This window comes from Bradyrhizobium cenepequi, from assembly GCF_020329485.1.
GTDB classification, from domain to species: Bacteria; Pseudomonadota; Alphaproteobacteria; order Rhizobiales; family Xanthobacteraceae; genus Bradyrhizobium; species Bradyrhizobium cenepequi.
The window spans coordinates 20,359-32,743 of sequence record NZ_JAGKJI010000002.1 but is presented as its reverse complement, the minus strand read 5'-3'; the positions used below and the strand labels follow the sequence as shown (position 1 = coordinate 32,743).

Annotated in this window: 8 protein-coding genes and 1 pseudogene; 5 read left to right on the top strand and 4 right to left on the bottom strand. The window is 63.3% G+C overall.

The window, feature by feature from the left end:
- Positions 1-36 precede the first annotated feature (36 nt).
- The 4 genes from J6497_RS03465 to J6497_RS03450 are packed head-to-tail and all read left to right on the top strand — an operon-like array spanning position 37 to position 4,994.
- Positions 37-1,704: an ABC transporter substrate-binding protein gene (locus tag J6497_RS03465; protein ID WP_225702831.1), complete on the top strand. Its 1,668-nt coding sequence runs from the start codon at positions 37-39 to the stop codon at positions 1,702-1,704.
- Between the two features lie 20 nt (positions 1,705-1,724).
- Positions 1,725-2,717: an ABC transporter ATP-binding protein gene (locus J6497_RS03460; protein WP_249793356.1), complete on the top strand. Its 993-nt coding sequence runs from the start codon at positions 1,725-1,727 to the stop codon at positions 2,715-2,717.
- Positions 2,710-3,705, top strand: a complete 996-nt coding sequence (locus J6497_RS03455) for an ABC transporter ATP-binding protein (protein ID WP_225702829.1) — start codon at positions 2,710-2,712, stop codon at positions 3,703-3,705. Before J6497_RS03460 ends, J6497_RS03455 begins: the two co-directional genes overlap by 8 nt.
- Positions 3,706-3,707: 2 nt before the next feature.
- Positions 3,708-4,994 carry a TetR/AcrR family transcriptional regulator gene (locus J6497_RS03450; RefSeq protein ID WP_225702828.1) on the top strand — a complete coding sequence of 429 codons (1,287 nt, stop codon included), beginning with the start codon at positions 3,708-3,710 and terminating at the stop codon, positions 4,992-4,994.
- Here the strand turns inward: J6497_RS03450 and J6497_RS03445 are convergent.
- From J6497_RS03445 to J6497_RS03430, 4 genes and pseudogenes are all read right to left on the bottom strand, one after another.
- A pseudogene (locus tag J6497_RS03445) lies at positions 4,969-5,904 on the bottom strand (sensor histidine kinase); the annotation flags it as partial. The gene J6497_RS03450 and the pseudogene J6497_RS03445 sit on opposite strands and share 26 nt — an antisense overlap.
- 427 nt (positions 5,905-6,331) lie before the next feature.
- Positions 6,332-7,024 (bottom strand): response regulator transcription factor, encoded by a 693-nt coding sequence (locus tag J6497_RS03440; RefSeq protein ID WP_225703208.1) that lies wholly within the window; start codon positions 7,022-7,024, stop codon positions 6,332-6,334.
- A 199-nt stretch (positions 7,025-7,223) separates the two neighbouring features.
- On the bottom strand, positions 7,224-7,820 hold the full coding sequence (locus J6497_RS03435) for a hypothetical protein (RefSeq protein ID WP_283844385.1): 597 nt from the start codon (positions 7,818-7,820) through the stop codon (positions 7,224-7,226).
- 221 nt (positions 7,821-8,041) lie between these two features.
- Complete coding sequence (locus tag J6497_RS03430; RefSeq protein WP_225702825.1) at positions 8,042-10,366, bottom strand: Tex family protein; 2,325 nt, start codon at positions 10,364-10,366, stop codon at positions 8,042-8,044.
- 290 nt (positions 10,367-10,656) lie between these two features.
- Between J6497_RS03430 and J6497_RS03425 the strand changes: the two genes are divergently transcribed.
- Positions 10,657-12,303 (top strand): ATP-dependent Clp protease adaptor ClpS, encoded by a 1,647-nt coding sequence (locus J6497_RS03425; protein ID WP_225702824.1) that lies wholly within the window; start codon positions 10,657-10,659, stop codon positions 12,301-12,303.
- Positions 12,304-12,385: the final 82 nt, after the last annotated feature.

Here is a 12,385-nt window from a genome sequence, read left to right as displayed (position 1 = left end):
GATTGGGAAGCAAGATTCGGAAGGTTCGCGCGAAGTTTGGCCATCGCAGCCACGCTTGGCCTGTCGCAATCGCCTGCCGTGGCGGACGAAAAGCCGCAAGCAGGCGGCACGCTCAACATCGGCATGGTCTACGTGACCTTGTCGCCGCTATCGTGGGATCCCGCCGACTGGACCTGGAAGTTCCAGCAGGACACCGGGCTGATGTACGAGCAGCTCTTTGCCGGCGATCTCTCCAAGGCAAAGCGCAACGGCGGCAAATACAGCTTCGTGCCGGATGCCTGGCTGCCGAGCGACGCCATAAGAGGTGAACTTGCGGAAAGCTGGGAGTGGAAGGAAAATCCGCTCCGCGTCGAGGTCAAGCTCCGCAAGGGCGTGATGTTTCCGGAAAAGCCGGGCGTGATGGCCTCACGCGAGTTCGTCGCTGACGACGTCGTGCAAAGCTACTACCGCCTGGACAAGAGCCCGAAGAAGGTCCCGACCTATTTCGATCATGTGCAGAAGGTCGAAGCCACCGACCCGCACACTGTCGTCTTCACCTTCAACAATTATCACGCCGAGTGGGATTACCGCTTCGGCTGGGGCTACTATTCCGGCATCCTCCCAAAGGAGGTGGTCGACGCCGGCGCCGGCAACTGGAAGAACGCCAACGGCACCGGCCCGTTCATGCTGACCGACTACGTGCAGGGCAGCGCCGTCACGTTCTCGAAGAATCCGATCTACTGGGACAAGGAAAAGATCGGCGGCCAGGAGTACAAGCTCCCGTTCGTCGACAAGATCGTTTATCGCACGATCAAGGACGAGGCCACATACCTCACCGCGCTCCGCACCGCCAAGCTCGACCTTCTCGAAGCCATCCGGTGGAGCGCCGTCGACGAATTGAAGAAGAGTGCGCCACAATTGCAGTGGTCACGTTCGCTCGGCACCGGCGGCACCTTCCTCGCCATGCGCGTCGACACCAAACCGTTCGATGACATCCGCGTGCGGCGCGCGCTGAACATGGCGGTCAACAAGAAGGAGATCGTGGCTTCCTACTACAATGGCAATGCCGAACTGTTCGCCTATCCAATGCATCCGGACTACATCGGCTATTACGAGCCGCTGGAAGGCATGCCCGACAGCGTGAAGGAACTCTTCACCTACAATCCGGAGAAAGCGAAGGCCTTGCTGAAGGAAGCCGGATACCCCAACGGCTTCTCCTTCAAGGTCCAGGTCTGCTCCTGCTCGCCGGATCATATGGACCTGCTGCCGTTGGTTGCGGCCTATCTGGAGCAAGTGGGCGTCAAGGTGGAAATCCAGCCGATGGAATATGGCGCCTTCCTCTCCGCCATGACCACGAAAACCAACGCCGCCGGCTATTTCATGCGTAACGGCCACACCAATCCGACGACGTCGATCCGCAAGAGCTTCGTCACCAAGCAGACCTGGAATCCGTCGCAGTACTCCGATCCGGAGTTCGACAAGAAGATGAACGCAGTCTACCTGGAACGGGACGAGTCCAAGCGCCAGGAAATGATCAAGGCGTTGACGCGCGAGATATTGGACAAGGCTCCCTATATCTGGCTGCCGGTCGACTACTTCTATACGGCGTGGTGGCCGTGGGTGAAGAACTATGGCGGCGAACTGCGTGTCGGCTCCGAACGGCCCGGCCCGATCCATGCTCGACTCTGGATCGACCAGGATCTGAAGAAGAAGCTTGGCTACTAGCGAAGAAAATGAGCCTTGCAATGACGACGGCAGCCAGACCGCTCCTTAGCGTACGCAACCTCGTGACCCGCTTCGGTCGCGGGCGGGGAGCGGTGACTGCCGTCGATGATGTCTCCTTCGATGTCGGCGTGGGAGAGACGGTGGCGATCGTCGGCGAGTCAGGCTCAGGCAAGAGCGTGACCGCGCTGTCGATCCTTCGCCTGATTCCCTCGCCGCCCGGCCGAATCGAAAGCGGCGAGATTCTTTTCGAAGGCAGGGATCTCACCAAGCTTTCTGAGCGGGAGATCATGGAGATACGCGGTAACCGCATCGCCATGATCTTCCAGGAGCCGATGAGCTCACTCAACCCGGTGCTTACGGTGGGATTGCAGGTTGCCGAGCCGATCAATGTCCATCGACGCAAGCCCTGGGATGCGGCGCTTGGCACCGCGAAGCAACTGCTCGGCCGCGTGCGGATGTCGGATGCGGAATCGCGGCTCCGCGCCTATCCGCACCAGTTCTCGGGCGGCATGCGCCAGCGCGCCATGATCGCGATGGCGCTGGCCTGCGAGCCACGGCTGATCATCGCGGACGAACCGACCACCGCGCTCGACGTAACGGTTCAGGCGCAGATCCTCGATCTCCTGAAGGATCTCGCGCAGGGTTCTCGTTGCTCGCTGATCCTGATCACGCACGATCTTGGGGTCGTCGCGCGATACGCTGACAGGGTCGTCGTGATGTATGGAGGGCGCGTGGTGGAACAGGCGCCGGCGCGCGAGCTTTATGCCAATCCCCGCCACCCCTATACGCGCGGCCTGATGGCATCGGTGCCGCGGCTCGACGGCGACACCAGCAAGCGTCTGGTGCCGATCGACGGACAGCCGCCCAACCTCGCCAGGCTGCCGGCAGGATGCGCGTTCGCGCCGCGCTGCAGGCAGGCCACCGACCTTTGCCACCGCGAGCGGCCCGCCTTGGCCGAGATAGGACCGCAACACCAAACCGCCTGCTGGCTGGAGACACCTGCACATGTCTGAGGCCGATGTCCTCCTCCGCGTCGATGATCTGCAGGTGCACTTTCCCGTGCACAAGGGCGCGGTCTTCCGCAAGCAGGTGGCGACGGTCAAGGCCGTCGACGGCGTCTCGTTCCAGTTGAAGCGCGGCGAAACGCTTGGCCTTGTCGGCGAGAGCGGTTGCGGAAAGTCGACGACGGGGCTGGCGATCCTGCGCATGCTGGAACCATCCGGGGGGCGCATCGAGTTCGAAGGCCAGGATATCACCCACTTCGACAAGTCCAGCCTGCGTCCGCTGCGCCGGCGCATGCAGATGGTCTATCAGGACCCGTTCGGATCGCTCAATCCGCGCATGAAGGTCCGCGATATCATCGGCGAACCGCTCGAGGTCCACGGCCTGGCGAACGACAGGAAGGCCTTTGATCAACGGATCGCCCAGCTCATGCGAACGGTCGGGCTGCTGCCCGACATGGCCGACCGCTTCCCGCACGAATTCTCCGGCGGCCAACGACAGCGGATCGGCATAGCGCGCGCGCTGGCGCTCGAGCCAGCACTCATCATCTGCGATGAGCCGGTGTCAGCGCTTGATGTCTCGATCCAGGCGCAGGTCGTCAACGTCTTTGTCGAGCTGCAGCAACGGCTCGGAATGGCCTATCTCTTCATCGCTCACGACCTTGCTGTGGTCCGTCACGTCAGCGATCGCATCGCCGTGATGTACCTGGGGCGGATCGTCGAGATCGCGGCGCGGGACGAGATCTATCGCAAGCCGCTTCATCCTTATACTCAGGCACTGCTGGCGGCCGTGCCGGTTGCCGATCCCGTTGTCGAGGCGACCCGCAAGCGCGTTCCGGTCTCGGGCGAAGTGCCGAGCGCGATGAATCCTCCATCCGGCTGCCGCTTCCACACGCGCTGTCCGCTCGCGATGGATCGTTGTCGGCAGGAGGATCCGACATTGCGCGACCTCGGTGCCGGCCGGGCCGTCGCCTGTCACCTCCACGACATGGCGGCCTGACAATGCCGTCCAACAGCTCGACACGGCGCGGTGATCCGGTTCCGTACACGCAAAAATACCTGAAGCGGCGCGAGGCGATCATCGGAGCCTCGGCGCGCCTGTTCAATCGCGATGGACTGAAGGGCGCAACCCTTGCTGAGATCGCGAGGAACGTCGGACTCCTGACCCACAGCATCACCTACTACTATCGCCGCAAGGAAGACCTGGCGGCGGCATGTCTGCTCGCAGCGATTGAGACGACCAAGGCCGTCGTCATCGAGGCGGCACGCGAGAGCCGACCGGAAGACAGAATCCGCAGCTACGTCTGCGGCTACGCCGATCTCTTGGCGGAGATCGCCACCGGCGCGCGGGACGAGTTGGTGTTTTTCAACGATATCCGTGCATTGACCGGATCCCATGCCCGTCGCGTGTTCGACGCCTACAACGATCTGTTCCGCAGCGTGCGCTCGCTGCTTCCCTGCAGCGAGTCCGCGGAAGATCGCTTGTCGCGAAATGCGAGAGCGCATCTGTTGCTATCGCTCGTCAACATGATGCGGGCATGGATCTCGCGCTATGAACCGTCCGACTATCGGCCCGCGGCTGAACGGATGTCTGCGATCCTGATCGATGGCCTTGCCCGGTCCCCGAAGTCCTGGCGGGAAGGCGGCGCGCCCGAGCTCGGCTGGCCGCGAGCTGCGAGCGCACGGGATGTCGTTCCGGAAGCCTTTTTGCGCGCGGCCACGATGATGGTGAATGAACAGGGCTATCGCGGCGCATCGCTGGAAAGGATCGCGAGCAGCCTCAACCTGACCAAGGGATCATTCTATCATCACTACGCGAGCAAGGAGGAATTGATCATCGCCTGTTTCGAGCGGACCTTTGACGTGGTCCGCAGAATGCAGTCGCTCGCGATCGAGCGTAGTCCCTCCGGCTGGGTTCGCCTCTGCAGCAGCGCGCGGGAACTCGTCCGCTTTCAATTGTCCGATCAAGGACCGCTGCTGCGGATTACCGCTTGGGGTGCGCTCCCCCTCGGCCAGAGGAAGGATGCTCAGGCAGGGCTCAACCGTCTCACCGAGCGCTTCGGCAGGTTCTTCGTCGAAGGAATGGAGCAGGGGCAGGTTCGCGTGCACGACCCATCCATCGCCGCGCAGCTCGTATCGACGATGGTCAATGCAGCGTCGGAGTTGCCGCGGTGGACGCCAGGGATCACGGCGGAGAATGCAGTTAGGCTCTACGTTCGTCCCCTCTTCACAGGTCTGTTGTCGGTAGACAATTCAATTGTAGCTAACTCGCCGGCGGTGAGAACCTGAGCTTGAATTGAAGACCGGGCGAATGATCGAGCATCTCGATCCGGGCGCCATGAAGGTGGGCCACGGCGGCGACGAGGCTCAGTCCAAGACCGTTTCCAGGCGTGTAGCGGCTCTGCTCGAGCCGGTAAAAGCGCTTGAAGACATGGTCGCGCTCGCAAGGAGGAATGCCCGGCCCGTCATCGGTGATCGCAATGACAGCATCGGCATCGACGTTTTCACAGACGACGACGATCTTGCCACCGGCGCGACCGTGCTTGATGGCATTGTCCACGAGGTTGGCGATGGCATCGAACAGCAGATCGCGGTCGCCGGTCACCCGCACCTCGCGGTCGCCCGTCAGGGAGAGATCGGTGCCATCGCGCTCCGCCGCGGCATCATAGAGCTCAACGACCTCGCTTGCGATCTCGACCAGGTTCACGTTGCGGAACGCGCCCTTGCGCACCTGGGTTTCGATGTGCGCAATCCGCGTGATCGACGCAAACATCCTCAGTACAGCGTCAAGGTCCGCGAGCGTATCGCCGATCAGCGCTTGATCGTTCTCTCCGAGACGCTCGCCGTGATAGGCCTTCTCCAGCCGTCCGCGCATCCGAGTGAGCGGCGTCCGCAGATCATGAGCGACATTGTCGCTCACCTGCTTGACGTCTCCCATCAAGGCTTCGATGCGGTCGAGCATCAAGTTCAGGTTCTCGGCCACGCGATCCCATTCGTCATGGCTGCCGCGCAGCGGGATGCGCTTGTCGAGACCGCTTTCCATGATGGCCCGGCTGGTTGCGTCGATCGATTCTATCCGTCCCACCGTCCGCTGCGTGACCAGGATACTCGCCACGACCGCAATGACAAACATCAGGAAGATGATCGCAATCACGGCCGCTCTGATCTTGGCGGCAAAGCTGTCGAGGTCGCTGATGTCGGTGCCAACCAGCAGACGATCGCCGCTCGGCAGGGTTGCAGACATGGCACGAAACAGAGGCTCGCTTGCCGCATCCGGCCCATGAGGCGCACGAAATTCGGTCCATTCGCGCGCGGCTGTGGCCGCCGAAGGCCATTTGTCGAGGTTGCCGGCGAGAACGGCCGAGGCAGAATCCACAAGGAGATAGACGTCGTCTGCAGAACTGCGGTCGGCTATCCGATTTCGGATCAGCTCGATCAGCCCCTCGCGCCCCGATCGCTCGTAGGCGCCGCGCAGACTGGAATACTCGGTCATGATGGCCTGATCTGATCGGCTGCGCACGAACGAGGCGGCAGACAGATAGACAAAGCTGAAGATGGCGGAGGCGATCAGACCAAAGGTCACAATCGCGACCAGCGCCAGCTTGAAGGTCGTTGACCTCAGTGTATCAGCCAGGAGCACGGAGACAGTACCCCACGCCGCGGACCGTATGGATCAGCGGATAGGCCTGCTGATCGTCGACCTTGCGACGTACGCGTCCGACATAGACGTCGATGATATTGGTCGAGGGATCGAAGTGAAGATCCCACACGTGCTGCAGCAGCATCGCGCGGGACACGACGCGGCCTTCGTTGCGGACCAGATACTCAAGAAGCTGGAATTCCTTTGGGAGCAGCGGAATGTCCTTGCCGTGGCGGTAGGCGGTGCGGGAGATCAGGTCGATCGCGAGATCGCCGACCCGCAGGATGGTGTCCTTGGCGATGGTCTCACTGCGCCGGCCAAGCGCTTCCAGCCGCGCCAGCAATTCGACGAAGGAGAAAGGCTTGACCAGATAATCGTCGCCGCCGGCGCGCAGGCCGCGCACCCGATCATCGACCTCGCCAAGCGCGCTGATGATCAGGAAGGGGGCGGCGACGCCGCCATCGCGTAGTTGACGCATCACCGTGATGCCGTCAATATCGGGAAGCATGCGGTCGATCGTGATCACGGCATGGTCGCAAGACGCGCCGCGACGCAGGGCCTCGCCGCCACTCGCGGCCAGATCCACCTGGTAGCCGCTGCTCGTGAGCTGCTCGGTGAGTTGCCCGGCGGTTTCCGGATCGTCCTCGACGACCAGAATGCGGCGATGGCCTCCCGTCATGGTCTTCTTTTCCGAACGACTGGCCAAGGGCACGCGACGTTCCTGCAAGCCGGAAAGTCGCGCGGCTTTATCGGAGACGCTTATCGTACTCCGATGGTTGCGCGGGACGGCTCACATCAGTGTGACGATCATCGCCCACCCGCCCGGCTCGACTCGCCGGAAGGTGCCATCTCGCGATCATCACACTGCGGTTCGGCAGCTAGTAGTCGTAGTAGCCGCAGACGTTGACCCACCGCAGCCGATATCCCGTCCACACCCGGCGCCAGCAATCGTCGTAAGCGGCGTAGGCGAACGGCGCGCCGAAGAACGCAAAACGATTGAAGCGACGATGGACGAAGCGACGGTGGAAGCCATGCCGAAAGCCGGCGCGCGGAAAACGCGGCGAGAATGCGGCATGCGCGAAGCGCGCACCGGCAAACCTCGAGCCCGCAAAACGCGGACCGCCAAACCGCCCGCCGACAAAACGCGGACCCCCGCCGATGGCACCGAAGCGCGGACCGGCGCCCATGCGGCCGAAACGCGTTCCTCCACCCATGCCGCCGAAACGTGTTCCTCCGCCCACGGCATGCATCCCGCCGCCGAAACCGCCCGTCCTGGCGCCGAAGCCTCCGCCCATGCCGCCGCGGAAGCCTCCGCCCATGCCACCAGCGTGGAAGCCGCCGCCCATCCCGCCGCCGCGAAAGCCGCCGCCGCCTCCACCGCCCCCGAAGCCACTGCGAGCGAGGGCCGGCGATGCCAGCGCAAGCGCGGTCGTGAGCGCACCCGCGATAAGGGAATTGACGAGCTTGCTCTTCATCCCGATTCCTCCCTGGTTGAATTGCAGCGACGCATCACGCCGCAACAAGAGGAGGATCAGGAGAGCCAAATGCTCCTTCGACTTCAACTGACAAAGGTGACAGATTCTGACACGGAAGTTAGCTTCCGCGTCTGATCCTGATAAAGGCGAGCGATGGCGCCTATCCTGGCTCTCGCGGGAGCCGAGACAAGCACTAGCGCCAAGTACTAGCGCAATAAGTACTAGCGCAATGGCTTGCCGTTCTTCTCGCTGGCGCGGCGGAAGGCGTCGGCGAAGGCGCCGCCGGATTGCCCCTCGCCCTTGCGCGGCGCGGAGGATTTCATCGGCCCGCGAGAGACATCGCGCGATGAACCCTTCGAATCCTTCTTGCCGGTCTCGTCGTCGAGCCGCAGCGTCAGAGCGATGCGCTTGCGGGCGACTTCGACGTCCATCACCTTCACCTTGACGATGTCGCCGGGTTTGACGATCTCGCGCGGATCCTTGATGAAGGTCTTGGACATCGCCGAGATGTGCACCAGCCCGTCCTGGTGCACGCCGATATCCACGAACGCGCCGAAGGCGGCGACGTTGGTGACGGTGCCCTCGAGGATCATGCCGACCTTAAGGTCCTTGATTTCCTCGACGCCTTCCTTGAACACCGCGGCCTTGAACGCCGGACGCGGGTCGCGGCCGGGCTTTTCCAGTTCGCGCAGGATGTCGGTGACGGTCGGAAGACCGAAGGTGTCGTCGACGAATGACTGCGGCTTCAACTGGCGCACGATCTCGCCGTTGCCGATCAGCGCCTTGATGTCGCTCTTGGTCGCCGCGAGAATCCGGCGCACCACCGGATAGGCTTCGGGGTGCACACCGGAAGCATCAAGCGGATCCTCGCCGTCATTGATCCGCAGGAAGCCAGCGCATTGCTCGAACGCCTTCGGCCCCAGCCGCGGCACCTCCTTCAGCGCCTTGCGGGACTTGAACGGGCCGTTCGAGTCGCGGTGCTGCACAATGCTTTGCGCCAAGCCCGGTCCGATGCCCGACACCCGTGACAGCAGCGGGACGGAGGCGGTGTTGACGTCGACGCCGACGGCGTTGACGCAGTCCTCCACCACGGCGTCGAGCGAGCGCGCCAATTTGCTCTCGCCGAGATCATGCTGATACTGGCCGACGCCGATTGCCTTGGGATCGATCTTCACGAGCTCGGCGAGCGGATCCTGCAGGCGCCGCGCGATCGACACTGCGCCGCGCAGGGTGACGTCGAGCCCGGGCAGTTCGTCGGACGCATAGGCAGAGGCCGAATAGACGGAAGCGCCGGCCTCGGAGACGACGATCTTCGTCATCTTCAAATCCGGCAGCCGCTTCACCAGCTCGGTCGCGAGCTTATCGGTCTCGCGCGAGGCGGTGCCGTTGCCGATCGCGATCAGGTCGACGCGGTGCTGGATCGCGAGCTTGCCGAGGATCGCCAGCGCCTCGTCCCACTGCCGCTGCGGCTCGTGCGGATACACCGCGGTGGTTGCCAGCACCTTGCCGGTCGCATCGACGACGGCGACCTTGACGCCGGTGCGGTAGCCGGGATCGAGCCCCATGGTGACGCGCGCGCCGGCCGGCGCCGCCAACAGCAGGTCACGCAGGTTGGAGGCGAACACCCGCACGCCTTCGGTCTCCGCCGCCGTCCACAGCCGCATGCGCAGGTCGATGTTGAGATGCACCTGGATCTTGGTGCGCCACGCCCAGCGCACGGTTTCGATCAGCCATTTGTCGCCAGCGCGGCCGAGATCGGAAATGCCGAAACGCTTCATGATCTTCAATTCATAAGCGCTGGGCACGCCGGCCACCGGCGGCTCTGCCTCCGGCTGCATCTGCAGGTCGAGAATCTCTTCCTTCTCGCCGCGGAACAGCGCCAGGATGCGGTGCGACGGCAGCTTGTGCAGCGGCTCGCTGAAATCGAAATAGTCCTTGAACTTCTCGCCTTCGGTCTTCTTGCCCTTGCGCACGGTCGAGACCATGCGCGCGTTCGCCCATACCTCCTCGCGCAGTGCGCCGATCAGATCGGCATCCTCGTCGAAGCGCTCGACCAGGATGGCGCGCGCGCCTTCGAGCGCCGCGGCGGCATCGGCCACGCCTTTCTCGGCGTCGATGAAGGGCTTCGCCCGAGCTTTTGGATCATGCTGCGGCTGCGTCAGCAACAGCTCGGACAACGGTTCAAGCCCGGCCTCCTTGGCGATCTCGGCCTTGGTGCGACGCTTCGGCTTGTAGGGAAGATAGATGTCCTCCAGACGCGCCTTGTTGTCGGCGGCCATGATCTGCGCTTCGAGCGCAGCATCGAGCTTGCCCTGCTCGCTGATCGAATTGAGGATCGCGGTGCGACGCTCTTCGAGTTCGCGCAGATAGGTGAGCCGCTCCTCCAGCGTGCGCAACTGCGCGTCATCGAGCGCGCCGGTCAATTCCTTGCGGTAGCGGGCAATGAACGGCACCGTGGCGCCGCCGTCGAGCAGCGTGACGGCCGCCTCGACCTGCTGTTCGCGCACGCCAAGCTCTTGCGCAATCTGCTGATGAATCTTTGCCACGCAATTCCCCTGAACAACTTCGAAGCAACCGAACCGTCGGTCGCGAGGACGCCGCTTATGGACCATGCGCGCCGATCTGATCAAGCCGCAGCGAGAGGCAGTTCACAAGCGCAGTCGCATGGCTGGCGAATCGGTATCGCGGTCTGTGCGCCGTCAATCTGCCGAAGATGTGTCGACGCGGTCGTGCGAAGCGCCTGCGGCTTTTTCTGATTCGAGCCGCTTGACGCACGCTTTGTTTCATGATGTTCTACTTTTGTTCTTACTATTTATCGTTGCGTTCGGGGGCTTTCATGCGAGACGTTTTCGCCAGCGCCGAGTCGGTTCGGCTTGTCTTCCACAATGACGATGACACGCCGGAGGAGTTCGTCAGGGACCTGCTGCGAGACGTGTTCGGCAGGTCGGAGGGCGACATCGCCGCGTTCGTGTCGGAGATCGAAAGCAACGGCAAGGCCGCCTGCGGTCCCTATCCGGCGCCAATGGCCGCGACGCTGCTCAATGCCGCGAAAGAGCGCATCCGTAGCGCCGGGCACCACCTTTACATCGCCAGCGAACCCGCAACCCCGGAGGCAGAGCCGGAACCGGAGCCGGAGCCGGAGCCGGAGCCGGAGGAAGAGTTCGACTACTCCCATCTTGCGCTGCAATGGCATTTTCATGGGATTCCGCGCAGCCGGCTGGTGACGTCCGCACGCCAATTTCCCGGCCACATGCGCGCTGACATCCAGGCCGCGATCGACAGGCTGTTCGCTTCGCCCATTTGCTTCTTCGGCATTCACGAAGAACACCGCTACGAGACATTGACGTTTGCTGGCCTGATGAAAGAGGGCCGCAATGCGCAGGAGATCGCGCCACCACAGTATCAGGATATCGATGTCGGCGAGGCCGCACCGGTACGATCCCTGTACAACGGATTGTGGCTCTGCGAAATCGATGGGCTCCGTTACGCAGCGCTGCTCGGCCAACATCGCGAATTCGGCCGCGAAGCAGGAATCCGCATCGAGATCGCGGTGCCCGCCGGCGCCGCCGGAGAGGCGTTGGTGCGGCGCTGCTTCGCGGAGCTGGAACGGGCCGTGCGGGCCGCGCGGTCCTATCGCGGCAAGATCCTCTCCTTCGACGCCGATGACGATTATCGCGGGCGATCGCATGGCATCATGGTCCATCGGCTGCCGCCGGTCGATCGCGAGGCGGTGATCCTGCCCGAGCGGACGCTGAGGCTGCTCGATCGCAACGTGCTCAGCTTTGTCGGCAGCCGCGACAAGTTGCGAGAGCTCGGCCAGTCCACGCGCAAGGGCGTTTTGCTCTATGGCCCGCCCGGCACCGGCAAGACCCATACGATCCGCTATCTCGCCACCAACCTGCCCGGCCACACGACATTGATCATCACGGCGGAGCAGGTCGGACTCCTCAGCGCTTACATGAGCCTGGCGCGGCTGCTGCAGCCGGCGATAGTGGTGATCGAGGACGTTGACTTGATCGCCAGTGACCGCGAATATATGGGCCCGTGCGAGGAATCGCTGCTCAACAAGCTGCTCAACGAAATGGACGGGTTGAAAGAGGACGCCGACGTCCTGTTCATCCTCACGACCAACCGGCCCGAGGAGCTCGAGAGCGCGCTGGCAGGCCGTCCCGGCCGCATCGACCAGGCGATCGAGGTGCCCCTGCCCGATGCAATCGGCCGCGGCAAGCTGGTGCGGCTCTATGGCAAGAGTCTGCCACTTGACGAGAGCGTGGTCGATGAAGCGGTGCGGCGCACGGATGGCGTCAGCGCCGCCTTCATCAAGGAGCTGATGCGGCGCCTCGCGCAGGCCAGCATCGCGCGTGACGGCGGCAAATCGGTGATATCAGCCGACATCGACGAGGCGCTCGACGACATGCTGTTCGCCGGCGGCCGGCTCAATGTGAAATTGCTCGGCGGCGCGCAGGAGATGGCCGCGGAGTGATGGATGCCCATGTGAAGGGCCGCAGCGCCTGGTCCGGCGCCCTGATTGGCGGCCCTTCATGCCGCGCTACTCCGACCTATAT

Excerpts from the sequence above, each read along its gene's own strand:
- J6497_RS03450 (WP_225702828.1), top strand. The coding sequence starts at position 3,708 with ATGCCGTCCAACAGCTCGACACGGCGCGGTGATCCGGTTCCGTACACG.
- J6497_RS03425 (WP_225702824.1), top strand. The coding sequence starts at position 10,657 with ATGCGAGACGTTTTCGCCAGCGCCGAGTCGGTTCGGCTTGTCTTCCAC.
- J6497_RS03435 (WP_283844385.1), bottom strand. The coding sequence starts at position 7,820 with ATGAAGAGCAAGCTCGTCAATTCCCTTATCGCGGGTGCGCTCACGACC.
- J6497_RS03440 (WP_225703208.1), bottom strand. The coding sequence starts at position 7,024 with ATGACGGGAGGCCATCGCCGCATTCTGGTCGTCGAGGACGATCCGGAA.
- J6497_RS03460 (WP_249793356.1), top strand. The coding sequence starts at position 1,725 with ATGACGACGGCAGCCAGACCGCTCCTTAGCGTACGCAACCTCGTGACC.
- J6497_RS03455 (WP_225702829.1), top strand. The coding sequence starts at position 2,710 with ATGTCTGAGGCCGATGTCCTCCTCCGCGTCGATGATCTGCAGGTGCAC.